9 protein-coding genes are annotated in these 14730 nt (G+C 55.7%); 8 read left to right on the top strand and 1 reads right to left on the bottom strand.

The annotated features are described in order from the left end of the window. Positions 1-76 precede the first annotated feature (76 nt). The 5 genes from Pla144_RS19345 to Pla144_RS19325 all read left to right on the top strand — a co-directional run bounded on the left by Pla144_RS19345 (position 77) and on the right by Pla144_RS19325 (position 8812). Positions 77-2860 carry a pentapeptide repeat-containing protein gene (locus Pla144_RS19345; protein WP_146452364.1) on the top strand — a complete coding sequence of 928 codons (2784 nt, stop codon included), beginning with the start codon at positions 77-79 and terminating at the stop codon, positions 2858-2860. Between the two features lie 138 nt (positions 2861-2998). Beyond that, positions 2999-4162, top strand: coding sequence for a PEP-CTERM sorting domain-containing protein (locus tag Pla144_RS19340; protein WP_146452363.1), 1164 nt, complete (start codon positions 2999-3001; stop codon positions 4160-4162). 136 nt (positions 4163-4298) lie between these two features. Then, positions 4299-4871, top strand: a complete 573-nt coding sequence (locus tag Pla144_RS19335) for a sigma-70 family RNA polymerase sigma factor (RefSeq protein ID WP_146452362.1) — start codon at positions 4299-4301, stop codon at positions 4869-4871. Between the two features lie 96 nt (positions 4872-4967). Beyond that, the gene (locus Pla144_RS19330; RefSeq protein WP_146452361.1) at positions 4968-7538 is read left to right on the top strand and encodes a serine/threonine protein kinase; all 2571 of its coding nucleotides are present in this window, start codon (positions 4968-4970) and stop codon (positions 7536-7538) included. A 152-nt stretch (positions 7539-7690) separates the two neighbouring features. Beyond that, positions 7691-8812 (top strand): PEP-CTERM sorting domain-containing protein, encoded by a 1122-nt coding sequence (locus Pla144_RS19325; RefSeq protein WP_146452360.1) that lies wholly within the window; start codon positions 7691-7693, stop codon positions 8810-8812. Positions 8813-8836: 24 nt separating this feature from the next. On the opposite strand, the gene Pla144_RS19320 is transcribed toward Pla144_RS19325, so the two are convergent. Continuing rightward, entirely contained in the window at positions 8837-10474 is a 1638-nt protein-coding gene (locus tag Pla144_RS19320; protein WP_146452359.1) for an ABC transporter permease, read from the bottom strand. Positions 10475-10667: 193 nt separating this feature from the next. Here Pla144_RS19320 and Pla144_RS19315 point away from each other — a divergent pair, with 193 nt between their 5' ends. The 3 genes from Pla144_RS19315 to Pla144_RS19305 all read left to right on the top strand — a co-directional run bounded on the left by Pla144_RS19315 (position 10668) and on the right by Pla144_RS19305 (position 14607). Next, positions 10668-11300, top strand: a complete 633-nt coding sequence (locus Pla144_RS19315; protein WP_197530833.1) for a HEAT repeat domain-containing protein — start codon at positions 10668-10670, stop codon at positions 11298-11300. 426 nt (positions 11301-11726) lie between these two features. Continuing rightward, entirely contained in the window at positions 11727-13535 is a 1809-nt protein-coding gene (locus tag Pla144_RS19310) for a hypothetical protein (protein ID WP_146452357.1), read from the top strand. Positions 13536-13659: 124 nt separating this feature from the next. Further along, entirely contained in the window at positions 13660-14607 is a 948-nt protein-coding gene (locus Pla144_RS19305) for a DNA integrity scanning protein DisA nucleotide-binding domain protein (protein ID WP_231936451.1), read from the top strand. Positions 14608-14730 lie beyond the last annotated feature (123 nt).

Here is a 14730-nt window from a genome sequence, read left to right as displayed (position 1 = left end):
TGCACCCTCGCACGGTCCGCGCGCGGGGGGCGAAGGCATTTTTATTCTACCGCGGACATACCTCGGGGTGAATCTGATGAAAACTACGACCTGTTCCACTGATGCGATGATCGGAATTTTGTCACGCCTGCGTCTGATCTGTGCATTAATACGGAGGCTAGCGCCCATTCTCTGCGTGGCTTTAGCCGGCACTTTCGTATCGATGGCGGCCGCGGAGGACGACCTGGAAGCGTACGGCGATCATAGCGGGGAAGACCACTCAGATCACCTGCACAATTCTCAATACCTTTACGCTGTAGACCTCGAATCTGCAAGGCTGGTCGAGACGTACTTTTTGTTCTCCAACATGCGGTACGCGAATCTCGCGCACGCAGCTCTTTCCAGGGCCAATTTCAGAGGCGCGGATCTACTAGGTGCGAACCTGCAAGGCTCGCGAATCAATGGCACCATTTTCCGCGATGCCGATTTGACCAATACAGACATGCGAGACGTGCTCATCTACAACGACGCCGATTTTTCTGGCGTAATTTTCTACAATGCGGATCTTCGCGACTCGGGTATTAATAACGTGGAACTTATAACTGCCAGTGATATACGTGAAGTAAATCTCAGCGGAAATAACATGCAGGCGTGGAATCTGCAAGGTGAGAATCTGAGCGGCGCCGAAATGATTCAATCCAATCTGTCGGTTACGAACCTAAGTAATACGGATCTGACCGGCGCGGACATGTCACAGGCGGACCTGACCTACGCGAACCTTGGTTCTGCTCGTCTGACCAATGCGAGGTTAACCGCCGCCGGCCTGAGCAGGGCTAAGCTTGACAATGTAAACGCGGAGGACGCCATATTTGGCAGTACCTCCATGTTCTTAGCGACGGCGGTGAGCGCAAATTTCCGCGGCGCCGATTTCATCAATGCGAATCTTACCCAAGCAGATTTCACACAGGCAAATCTGTCCGACGCGATACTTTCTGGCTATTACCCCGCTGACATGACCGACACCATCCTGAAGGGTGCTGATCTGCGCAATGCGGATCGGGGTGAAGCGATCGTCGCCTACCAACTGCAAGCTGCGTCTGATGTCACGGGCGTTAATCTCAGTGCCAACGATCTCAGTGGCTACAACCTCAGTGGCATCAACTTCCAAAACGCAGATCTATCGGAGGGCTACTTGACGAATGCAAACCTGAGCGGGGCAAATCTAAAGAATGTCAGCATGCACAACGCCAACATAAGGAATACAAACTTCTCCGGGGCAAGTCTCTACAATGCCGACCTGCGTAATCCCAACTTTTCTGGCGCCATCACCGATCAGCAGCTTCAGTCCGCAGCGGATGTTCGAGCAGTGAATTTAAGCGCCAATGAAGCCGGCTCGGATAACTTGCGAGGATTAAATCTGGAGCTAGCCAAGTTTATAAGTACGAACGTAACCAACACAGATTTTACCGGCGCCAATCTTAACAACACGGATTTCAGGAACTCGAACTTAGCGCAGGCGATCACCGCCGACCAACTACGATCCGCAGCAAACATCCAAGGGATCACGCTGTCAGGTAACGACCTCAGTGGCTCTGACCTCAGTGGTCTCGACCTGCAACACGCCAGTCTAATTGCAACCAAACTTGCCAACGCGAATCTAGCGTCGACTCAATTCGCCAACGCTCGGCTTCCCAACGCCGACCTTCGAAACTTGAACCGGTCAGAGGCGATCAGCGAGAGCCAGCTTCGGTCGGCAGCGAGTATCATAGGTGTGAATCTCGGCGACAATGACTTGAGCGGATTCGACTTAAACGGCCTCAATCTTACGAGTGCTCGACTCCTAAATGCTAACCTGTCGAGCGCTATTCTGACGGACACAAATCTATTAGGTGCCGATTTACGGAACACTGCGCGGTCGCAATCGATTAACGATAGCCAGCTCCGTTCTGCGAGAGATGTGCGTTTAGTAAACTTGAGTGGAAACGATCTGAGTGGCACAAATTTGCAGGACGTTGACCTGACGCAGGCCAAGCTTACCGGTACCAATTTGGCCGGGGCGGACTTGTCGACGACCAATCTGGGTGGATCTGTTCTCTACAGTGCCAATCTCCACCATGCACTGCTGCCCGCGTCCATGCCCTCGCTACCGGTCGTCAATACGGCGGAAGTACGCATTGTCGATACTCTTTCCATCGACGGAGGAGGCAGGGTCAAGGTTGACCAGGGCGGAGTGTTGCGGGTCTATAGTGACGGCGATGCAGATGAAGCTGAATTGCGAACCAACTGGGTCGATGTCACGGGGCGGATTTCAATCGAATCGACTGGATCGATGTGGGTGGGGAGCGGATCACCAGCGATTTTGCCGCAGGGGGCTTATACGCAAGCGGTCAATGGAACCCTTGCTGTAACATTGGCAGGCCCAGCAGCGGGAGAATATGGATTTTTGGACGTCTCGTCCTTTGCCGTCCTGCGGGGCTCTCTGATCGTCGAGTTGGAGAGCAACTATCTTCCGTCTGTCGGTGCGTTGTTCACCATCATTTCTTGCGACATGGGAGTGGTAGGCGCATTTGACAGTGTTGAGTTTCCGACCCTCTCGAATGATTTGAGCTTTGATTTGATTTACGGGTCTAAAAGCGTGGCGCTCGAGGTAGTGGCGCCCGGCCTCGCTGGCGATTTTGACCTCGACAGCGATGTAGACGGTGCTGACTTTTTGAAGTGGCAACGAGAGCCTTTCGTTGGGGACTTGACTGACTGGAAAACGAATTTTGGCGTAGTCGCGCCACTCTCGGCCACATCCGCCGCCGTACCGGAGCCAAGTACGGCAATCCTGTGCGTGCTGGCACTTACCCAACTACTTATTCAACGAAGAGGAGACAGCTGATCCAGAAAAATTCCGGCCGGTGAGCCTGTAGTGCGAACCACGTCTCACCGGCCGGTGCCGGATGCCCTCGCGCACAGTCCGCGCGCGGGGGGCGATGGCTTTTTTATTGTATCGCGGACCACTTGAAAGGTGAATCTAATGAGAACGACAACATCCGTGGCCAAAGTCTTCGTAACTTGCTTGAGTCTGTGCGTACCGGCCAGCGCCCAAAGCTTTATGGGTTTGGGTGACCTGCCAGGCGGTGATTTTGAAAGCATTACACGGAATTTGTCTGCTGACGGCAAGTTCGTTACAGGCAGCAGTAGCACGACAAACGGCACGGAAGCTTTTCTATGGACCGAAGAGACTGGCATGGTCGGGCTGGGGGCGCCGCTCGGCAGCCAAGACAGTTTTGGGACCGCGGTAAGCAACGACGGCAGCACGGTCGTCGGCCTCCACGGAGAACTTTCCTCGATTCGGGCGATGCGGTGGACGGCCGGCGGTGGACCCGTCGATTTCGACCCGTTTCCCGTGGGAGCGGCCTCCCGCTTGGCAAACGGTCTCTCGGCGGATGGCAGCACAATCGTCGGCGGGTTCCAACCCGGCGAGTTTCAAAACGCCATCGCGTTTCACTGGAGCGGCGGCACGCTCACACAAATCGACGACACCGCCGAGGCCTCAGCAGTTTCGGCCGATGGCAGTGTCGTGGTTGGAACGGACTTGATCCTCGGCACGCCTCCAGCGACCAACGAGGCTTTCATCTGGACAGCAGTCGATGGTTTGACCAGGCTCGGGTTCCTACCGGGCGGCTCGGGGGATAGCTCCGCAACGGGCATTTCGGCCGACGGCCGCGTGGTTGTCGGCGCCGGCAACAACTCGTCCGGATTTGCAGAAGCCTTCCGCTGGACCGAAGGGGGCGGCATGGTTGGCTTGGGCGACCTGCCTGGCGGCATGTTTCAGAGCGTCGCGAGTGATACGACGGCCGACGGCGGAATCGTCGTAGGAAACAGCATCGTCGGACTCATCACATCCCCGCTGGGCGTGGGGCCAGACTTCGACCCGTTCATTTGGGACGAATCGCACGGTATGCGGAATCTCGTGGACGTGCTTACCAATGACTATGGTCTCGGCTCTGAGCTGGCGGATTGGAATCTTACCGATGCCACGGCCATCTCCGACGACGGCACGGTGATCATCGGATATGGCATCAATCCCAATGGCAAATTTGAGGGTTGGATTGCACAAATCCCCGAACCCTGTACGGCATTACTGGGAGTGCTAATGTGCTGGGGACTTTTGCTCCAGAGAAAATGGTTCAGTTGATCCACAAGCCAAACAACTGCGAAACCCTAATCACCCGCCGCTGGATGCTGCGGGTGGATTTTTCTACCCGCAGACCCACGCGATCAGTTCTTTGTCCCCAGTCACGGTTTCAGCGCGAGCTGCTATAATCGGCCTTATGGCCGACGTTACCCAGATCTTGTCACAAATCGAGGCGGGCGATCCTTCTGCCGCCGACCAGCTCTTGCCGCTGGTCTACGAAGAGTTGCGCAAACTGGCCGCTGCGAAACTGGCTCACGAGAAACCCGGCCAGACACTGCAAGCGACCGCCTTGGTGCATGACGCCTATATTCGGCTTGTTGCTACAGACGAAGCGCAACATTGGCATAGTCGTCGGTATTTCTTTTCTGCGGCAGCTGAAGCCATGAGGCGGATCCTTGTGGAAAACGCTCGGCAAAAAGCACGACTGAAACATGGGGGCGGTGCGCAGCGTGTGGAGCTCGACGACGATCATTGGGTCACCTCGGTTTCGCCGGAACAATTGATGGCTGTCGACGACTGCCTCATCAAGCTTGCCGAGGAGGACCCCACAGCGGCCGAGGTGGTCAAGCTGCGTTATTTTGCCGGGATGAACATCGCTGAGGCAGCCGACTCGTTGGGCATCCACCGCGCAACTGCCCACCGTCACTGGACTTATGCACGGGCGTGGATTCGCGCCGAACTGCTCTCAACGGATACAGACATCAAATAGTACGTCTATTTCTCTATAATTTTTTTCTGGCGTGCGACATTTCGCCCCGTTTCGTCGCATAGCTATTCAGACGAGCTTTTCCTGAGAGATCGCGCGATGAATTCCGCACCAAGCCATGCCAAACAGATTTTTCTAGACGCTATCGAGAAATATACGCCAGACCAATGGCCCGGCTATCTCGAGGAGGCGTGCGGGGAAGATGCTGCATTGAGACGGCGCGTAGAAGTCTTGCTCGAGGCCCATCGCAGCGATGCAAGTCTGTTGGACGAGCCAGCCATCGAGATTGAAGCCACCATTGAGCATAGTCCACTCGCTGAGAGACCGGGTGTCGACATCGGTCCCTACAAACTGCTGGAGCAGATCGGCGAGGGGGGCTTTGGCGTGGTGTTCCTCGCCGAACAAACTCGTCCGGTCCGTCGCGAAGTCGCACTGAAGATCGTCAAAGCCGGCATGGATACCAAAGAGGTCATTGCCCGCTTCGAGGCCGAGCGACAGGCGCTGGCGATGATGGACCATCCGAACATCGCCAAGGTGTTGGATGCTGGAACCACCGAGTCGGGTCGGCCTTACTTTGTGATGGAGCTCGTGCACGGTATTCCCATCAACGAGTACTGCGATCAGTGTAAGCTCACCACCCGCGAGAGGTTGGAACTGTTTGTGCTGGTCTGTCAGGCAGTGCAACACGCCCATCAAAAGGGCGTCATCCACCGCGACATCAAGCCGTCGAACGTATTGATCGCGATGCAGGATGGTCGGCCGGCGCCCAAGATCATCGACTTTGGTGTCGCTAAAGCCATCAACCAGCGACTCACCGAGCACACGCTCAAGACTCGCTTTGCCCAAATCATTGGCACTCCGCTCTACATGAGCCCGGAACAGGCCGAGTTGAGTCCCCTGGGTGTTGATACTCGCAGCGACATCTATTCCTTGGGTGTATTGCTCTATGAGCTGTTGACCGGCACGACGCCTTTCGAGAAGGACCGGCTGCAATCGGCCTCCTTTGATGAGCTGCGACAAATCATTCGCGAGGAAGAACCGCCCCGACCCAGCACGCGGATTAGTACGCTGTCCGCCGACCTGGCCTCAACCGTTGCGGACCGCCATCGTACGGACGTGCGCCAATTGCAGCAGACAGTCCGGGGAGATCTGGACTGGCTAGTGATGAAGGCGATGGAAAAGGACCGCAATCGACGCTACGAATCGGCCAGCAGTCTAGCCCGAGATGTCGAACGCTACTTGCAAGACGAGCCGGTGGAAGCCTGTCCGCCGTCGGCCGCGTATCGGTTCCGCAAATACATTCGCCGGAACAAAGTGGTGATTGCAACGATGGCAGTAGTTGCTACAGCGTTAGTTGTGGGAGCGGGCGTAGCAACCTGGCAGGCCATACGCGCCACTGTTGAGCGCGATCGTGCAATCGCCGCTGAAAAGGTAGCTGGAACTGAAGCCGCCCGCAGCGAGCAAGTGGCCCAATTCCTCAAGGACATGCTCGCCGCAGCGGGGCCAAGCGTGGCTCGCGGTCGCGATGCGACGCTACTCCGCGAAGTACTAGAAGGCACCGCCGAGCGAGTCGAACGCGATTTGGCAGATCAACCGGAAATCCAGGGAGATATGTGGTTTACGCTGGGAAGTACTTACCAAGACATCGGCTACCACAAGAAAGCGGTAGAGACGTTCCAACGGGCCGTGAATTGCTTCCGGGACGCTCCAGGTGAACCCAATACTAAGCTCGCCGTCGCGCTGGGAAGTCTCGGCTACAGCCAATGTTTTATTGAACAGGCGGCCGAGGGTAAAGCAAACGCTCAAGCAGGATTGGACATGGCGCGTCTGGTCAGCGACCAGGAAACACTTGCATTATGTCTCTGCAATCGGGCCGGTTCATCCACACACTGGGGCATGGGTTCGGACGAGGCGGTCCCTTTTTTGACCGAAAGTCTGGAGCTTTACCGCGAAATGGGGAACCGCCCCCTCGACGAGGCAGCCTGTATCCAACGCCTGGCGGCATGTGAAATTGGCGACGATCATGGCGAATCGCTTGCCCGACAAGCACACGAAATGTTTCACGAGCATCTTGGCCCCGACCATCACAAGACATTGGGTGCACAGTGGGTGCTTGGGCAGATCCTGCTTGTTCAAGGCAAGGAGGCTGATGCGGAACCTCTTCTCCGCCAAACACTCGTAATGAGGGAGAGAATCTACGACAAAGATCATCCGATGAATCAAGTCGTAAGACGCAAGCTCGCTGCGTGTTTAACACTCCAAGGCAATCGGGTTGAAGCAAATGAAATCCTGAGGGGCGCGTCGAAGGCGAGCGAACCTTTGGAAGTCATGTACCTTTTGTACTATCTCAATGTGGTTGGCTTTCTGTCAAATCAAGAGCGATACGATGAAGCTGTCCCGATCATGGAGGAGATGCGCAATAAGTACGATGAAGTTCAATCCATTTACGGCTCAGACCACAACCTAACAAAGGAATATCAGAACGCCTTGGCAAAACTGTATGCGATGACTGGCCAGCCAAAAGAGGCCCGCAAATGGTACGACGAGGCAGATGGAGTGGTCGACAAAAACGGAGCCAGAGCAGGGCAAACACAACATATCCGTACAGAGGTCTCAAGATTACTCGGCATCGAGAATGCTGAATTACCCGGCTCAGTGAAGGACGAATGAACACGACCAATTGAGTTCACAAAAACTCCGGCCGGTGAGCCTGTAGCGCCAACCACACCTCACCGGCCGGTGCCGGATGCCCGCGCACACGGTCCGCGCGCGACGAGCGATGGCTTTTCATTGTACCGCGGGCCGACAATGAGGTGAATCTGATGAGAACGACATCGTTTACGGCCGCAGTGTACCTAGCTTGTTTGAGTATCTGCGCGACGAGTTCTGCGCAAAGCTTTGCTGGCTTGGGAGACCTCGCTGGCGGCAGCTTCGAGAGTTTTGCAGGCAACTTGTCCTCTGACGGCAGTTTTGTAACCGGGGTGAGTACGTCAACTGTTGGCGGGGAAGCTTTTCTGTGGACTCAAGGTACCGGAATGGTCGGATTGGGCATGCCATCTGGAAGTGCTTCTAGCGAGGGAACTGCGGTAAGCGACGATGGCGGTACGGTCGCAGGATCGCATATGCCAGATGTTCCATTTGCTAATCCACGAGCTATGCAATGGACCAGTAACTCAGCCGCAGATTTTGATCCGTTTCCTGTCGGAGCTCTCGGAAGCTCTGCCAACGACACCTCGGCTAACGGAGCCGTGATAGTGGGTTCGTATATTGTTGAACTTGTGGGAACCATGGCTTACCACTGGAAGAACAACGTATTAACTACTATCGACGGCGGAGGCTCCACCGGTTTGTCGGCAAACGGGGAAGTTGTGGTTGGTGTTCTTGGGGACGTCGGCTCAAGCACAGAAGCTTTCCGATGGACTGCCGGTGGTGGCGTAGTGGGTTTGGGAGAGCTCCCTGGAGGTTTGACGAATAGTTCTGCCTTGGGAGTTTCTGCTGATGGCCAAGTCGTCGTTGGCGACAGCGACAGCACCCTAGGCCTTCAAGCATTCCGTTGGACTGAGGCCACCAACATGGTCGGCTTAGGATTTTTGACAGGTGGGTCCTTCAGTTCCGCAACAGACACCACTGCTGACGGTAGCATCGTTGTTGGAATTGCTTCAATGGGCGCGGATTCTGACCCATTCATCTGGGATGATTCAAACGGCATTCGAAATCTGGTAGATGTGCTGACCAACGACTTCGGTTTGGGAATTGCTCTTACGGGTTGGGACCTAATCGAGGCCACGGCCATCTCCGACGACGGCAGGGTGATCATCGGCAATGGCATCAATCCTGATGGCAACTTTGAAGGTTGGATCGCACGAATTCCCGAACCCGGTACGGCATTACTGGGAGTGCTGGCCAGTCTGGGCTTACAGTTCGCCAGACGACGTTGCAGCTAGGCAGCAAGATTCACCCGTAATTTTCTAACGTGTACTGCTTCGCCAGCCGAGTAACCAGCAGACCACGAGTGTGCCGATTCCTGTGGCCAGGGCCAAGGCGAGGCAGATGGCGGATACCTGGTCGTCGGCTCCGTAGTGCATGAGTCCGAATATGCGCACCGAGAGGGTTGATACCCCGGGAGGGACGACAAGGATCGTTGCCGCCAGTTCGCCTACGGCCACGATGAATGCCAGACAAAACGCAGCCGGGATGGCCTTTTGACGGAGGGGAATCACGATCTTGACTAGTTGCCGCCACCAGTTTGCCCCTTCGCTGGTCGCGCTGTCGAGTATTTGCTGAGAAATACTGGCGAATTGCGACCAGATCAAAAGGGTCGCCAGCGGCAGCGTTCGTATCCATTGGGCTAACACGGGAGCGAGAATCGTGTTGTCATACCAACTGTTGAGCCAAGCCCACGGGGAATCTTTTGAGTGATTCAAGAGTCGGATTATCCATACGCCAACTAGTGGTCCAGGGAGGGCAAACAGGATCGCCAGAACGACGGCGGTGAGTGTGAGATTCAACCAGTTAGTTCGCAATGCCCAGGCGATGAGGATTCCAAAAAATGTCGCGAGTGCTGCTGCTGAGGCGCCTATCGCAAAAGACCAACCGACTTCGCGACGATGCTCCCAAGGACTGCGGGCTACCAACTCCACGGCCTTGGTCGCCGACCACTCGCGGACGATCCAAGTCTCTGTGCGCGTGGCTTGAACTCCCGCTTTGCCAACAAGACTCACCAACGGGATGACGACCAGGTTTGTAATCAATAGCCATGTGAATACAGCCAGAGGAAACAGGGCGCGATCGAGTTTCCATCGCCAACTTTCGTCAAGCGAAAAGAAATGGGCACTCGGCAACCAGTGGGCAATCACTGCCAGCAGGACCAGCACCAGGCATACTGCTATCGCAGTCCCCAAGACTAGGTCACTCGTTTCGAAGTCCACCTGCCCCTCGTCATCGGCAAGCGGTACGATCGGTCCGCTGAGCGATCCGACACTTGCCGAGGTGTATACCTCTTCGGCAAACGTGCGGACTTGAAAGAGATCAGTCACCGTGATTTCACCCAGGCAGACAACTGCTACCCACAACGCACCCGTCAGAATTCCAGTCTTCGCGCGCGGGAGGCTCACTGCCAACAGGACTTTCCACGGCGCCGCGTCGAGTAGGGCATCTTCCTCTGCTTCGCGGGGAACGGTTCGGAGGGAGGCAGCTACCAACAGCGCTACCCAGGCTATTCCCGCTACACCATGTACCCACACTGCTGCTGACCAACCCGATATCAAAACACCTCGATCATTCAGTGGGCCTGGGGGAATGAGCCACCCCCCCTGCCCTAACGCCGCTTGCCATGCGGCTGCTTGCACAAATAGAGGAACAAGTAACCAAGCCAAGAGTAGCCCATGCAGGAAACGTCGTCCCGGAAGCGATGTCTTGGAGATCACTACGGCCAGAAACGTTCCCGCCGGGACGGCAATCGCCACCGCACCTACCGACAGCCACAGCGAATTGAGCAGCAACCCTCGCAATCGCCCACTGGCAAAAGCCAGACAAACGCACCCACCCACAAACGCTAGCAGGAGAAGTCGCAACGGTCGCAGCGAGGTTTGATTGCCAACCGGCATGGTCTCTCCGAGAATAGTAAATCACTATCGCGATCTGCGCTGCTAGCAATGCCTTGGCGAACGCGGCATGCCAATCTACCAGCTTGGCAGGTTGGCATGGTAGTCCCCTGGGGTGTTTGCTAATGTCTCGCGCATGAATTCGACTCCTCAAAATCGCCGCTCTGCTTTAATTAGGTTCGTCGCCATAGGGCTCATGGTGAATCTCTTTTCAGGCTGTAGCACCACGCTCCCCTGGCAGAAGAAGGAATACACCTCGATTATCACTCCCGCGATGCGAGTCTCGGCTATTCGAGAATCCGCTTCACGAGCGACGACTGTTGATTCCATGGAGCAAACTCGCCTGGTGGAAGAACTGGCTATGCAGATTCGCACCGAAGGAGATCCGCTAGTGCGTGCCGCCATTCAGGAATCACTGGGCGATATGGAGGTTCCACTGGCACGTGATGTCCTGATCGCTGGGCTAAACGACGACGATCTGAATGTAAGACTCGTCTGCTGTCAGAAATTGGGTAATCGGGGAGAACCAGAAAACGTCCCCATCCTTCGCGGGATCTTAGAAGGTGGCGAAGTCTTGGATGTGAAACTGGCCGCCACGGATGCACTCGGACAAATCCGCTCGACTGAAAGCGTTAAGTGTTTGGCCATCGCCTTGAAAGATCGTGATCCCGCTCTGCAATACGCCGGAGTGGAAGCATTGAAGCAGCTAAGCGGCCAGGATTTCGGCAATGATGTTGCCGCCTGGCAGCAATACGCCGAAGCAGGACAGCTCACTGAAAAAAGGGAACTCTCGGTCGCAGATCGCGTCATACAGATGTCGCCATTCTAGGTGTCAAAAAAACTCATCTTGGCATTGACTGCTAGCAGTCGTCTTCGCCCTCAGCGCAACAGACTCCAAGCTGCCGCATCGTATTAGTGATGGGTTATTCAAACTGGGCAGAGAAACCTGGTGCTAGCGCGCTTCGGCAGATAGAAACAAGACTCCGTAATTCTCTCTCAAAGTGCCCACTTTCTCTCACCAGGATTCTCCCGGCTTCAGTCTTTTTTTCGGGGTGAATTCCTGGCCCTCCAGACCCGATACCTGTTCTTACGGGATCGTGTGCTCTCGATGATCTGAGATTTCGCAGTCGGTTTGATTGGGACTGCTCGCGGAATACCGAATCGAAAAATGCCAGCTTCAGACTCACGTCTCGTACTTCTGGAAGCGGAACAGGACTAGGCAGCACGAATTGTAGAATTAGGGGGGAAAGACTCGATGCAACGCCCGTTGCCAGAGTACGTACGGATTTCTTGGTGCCAGAAAGTGGTCCTATTTTGTCTGCTAGTAGTCGCTCATCCCTGGGCGGCTCATGCTGATAGTGGTTCCTCGTTGGTGGATCCCTTTGAAGATTCGCCAACCATGGGTTCCAGCATTCATCAACAGGACTTACTTTGGCAATCCACGGTGAAGGGGTATTTGACCGACCCAGCACTTCGCGCTAAGACCCCAGAAACGAAGGTTCCCGTAACTAAAGCACCTGCAGCCAGGAATCCACTCTCCAAGAGTCTGCGTACTTCGGAAAACACCAGCGCTGGTAGGACCACGCCGCAGCCGGAAAAATCCGCGACAACTCCCTCATCGCCGTCGCCGTTTCATAAGTGGATTTCGCCCCGCACCACTTCCGCGGCTAGAAAATCGGCTGATCAATCGCAGGCAGCCTTGCGACCCTTAGCACAGTCCAACCCGAAGACCACATCCGACGAGACCGACGACAGTGCGAGTGTGGCAGAGCCCGATCGCACAGAGGAAGGTCCGGTATTTGTGCAACCTCGCGAGAGTGAACCTGAGATTGCCCGGAGGACAGTTCGTGGATCACTATCTTCCCGAGGTAGTGGACGACGAATTGGCGAGATTCTCAACCCAGAGCAGCCCACGTCGGTCGAGCCACAACCTCCGATTGAAGAAGAGCTAGAGGAGGCCGAGCAAAACGCGACTCCATTGAGTGAATACCCCATACCGACCCGCGAGCCGCAGGCGCAAGAAGAAGTCGAGGTACAGCTGCCTCCTCTTACCAGAAGCCAAATAGCCCTACGCTCCCACGTTCGTCGGGCACTGAAGTATTACTACGATCACCCGATGAACACCCGAGATCGCAGCCCTTGGGAGCTAATCCACGCGGCACTTTCGTATGAAATCTATAGTCGTGTTCTTCAAGGCGGTCCCGAAGGCAAGCCAGTTTCGGCGGTGGGTTGGCTCTGCTTCAATCAATCGTGCCGCAAGATGAAGCTGATGTATATTAACGATGAAGGGGATCTGCATGTCCGCGTGGGGCCCGCCCTGCAAGGCCATCGGGGCCAGTTGTTGGCTATCCTGGCCCAGTGCAAGGTGAGCAGCGAGTATCCGATGCTGGTCGATGGCCATGAGATGAAGGTCAAAGACCTGATCAAAGAGGAAATGTCGACTTGCTATCCCCGCACGGAACTCACCTTCAAGCTGATCGGTCTGATGCATTACCTCGACTCCAACACCAAATGGGTTAACGACCAGGGAATGCAATGGGATATGCGAAAACTGGTCTCCGAGGAATTGCGGCAGCCCATCCGGGGTGCTGCCTGCGGAGGAACGCATCGTCTCTCTGGACTGACACTCGCCTACAAGGCTCGCCAGCAAAGGGGTGAGCCGGTAGACGGCGAGTACCTCCAGGCCCAACGATTTGTCGCCCAGCATCAGCTCTATGCCTATCGCATGCAGAATCCCGACGGGAGTTTCAGTACCAATTGGTTCCAAGGTCGTGAGAACCAGGACGACCCTGACCGGAAGCTGAAAACCACGGGGCATATCTTGGAATGGCTGCTCTACTCGGCCACGGATCGCGAATTGAAGAGTCCACGCACTACCAAGGCCGTCTACTTTCTCACGAATCTTATGTACACAAACCGATATCATGACTGGGAAGCGGGTCCCTTAGGCCATGCCCTCCATGCACTCATGGTGTACGATCGGATGATGTTCTCGAAGTACGATGAGCCGAGCAATGTGCCCGTAGCTATCCGCGAATCGTTGACAAACTCATCGAGTCGCTAAGTTTCGCAGAACTTCCATTGAACGGCAGGGCATACTGCACTAAATTGCAGTCTCTTGTAGTGGAATATTCCTCTGCTACTGCATGTTTTGACCAGTTTAGGGCGCGGTCTCTCCACGAAAGGCCGTGAATCAGTGGATGGCACCGTCGATCAAATTCACCGAGCAACTCCAAGTGTTTTGCGAAATCGCATCCCGCATGGCCAAACACGAGGAGGCCGACGCACTCTTGTTTCTGATCGAGGGTTCGATTGATTGGCCGAAACTGCGAGATGCTACGGGCAAGCACCATGTCATCCTAGCCAGCGACCGAAAACAGCATCTCGCTAAGGCCGAGGATTTTGATTTCGACACTGTGGAACTCAATATCCCTGACAGCCCCGTGTACGAACGGCTGACCCAAGCCTTGCTGGAAAGTGTTGCCGACGATCTGCTGACCCCGGGAGCCACTGTCATTGCCCTCTATAGTGGTTTTGAAGTGGGAGTAATCGATTCGATGAGTGTGGTCAGCCTGGACGAACACCTCGGTCGGCTGACAGTCCACGATCTGCGCCAGCTCGAGACCCGTGTACCACTCGACACGCTGAAGACCACCGTCGATCTGGCTGTGGATATCGGGCGCGAGGGGCGCGAGGGGAAACCGGTCGGCACGCTGTTCGTCGTGGGGGATCACCGCAAGGTGCTCAAGCATTGCCACCCGTTGGGCTTCGATCCCGTGCGCGGCTACAACATCGACGACCGCCGCTTGGAAGATACGAAGGTTCGCGAATCGATCAAAGAGATCGCTCAGCTCGACGGAGCGTTTGTGGTCTCTTCCGAAGGAACAATCATTTCGGCCTGCCAGTACATCTCAGCCCCTGCTGCCGAAATCACGCTGAGCAAAGGACTGGGCTCCCGCCATTGGGCCGCCGCTGCCATTAGCCGCGCCACGGGTGCTGTCGCCATCGCCGTGAGCGAATCGAACGGCACCGTGCGACTGTTTCAAAACGGCGAGGTGATGCTCCGCATCGAACCCTTCCGCCGCGCGATGAAGTGGAAAGATTTTGAATACGACCCGCCGAGCGCTGGAGATTGAGTAGGTCAGTGCGACCTTCGAATAGCTCTAGCGAGAGTGTAAGGCCCCGCGATTCGCAACTTGCCCTGTGGAAACTGCAACAGGATTGAATCTCTGAGTGGGGGAATGTGTTGAATCGACAGC

The sequence above is a fragment of the Bythopirellula polymerisocia genome, assembly GCF_007860015.1.
GTDB lineage: Bacteria > Planctomycetota > Planctomycetia > Pirellulales > Lacipirellulaceae > Bythopirellula > Bythopirellula polymerisocia.
Note: the sequence above shows the minus strand (reverse complement) of the source record. Positions and strands in the feature narration are given on the sequence as shown.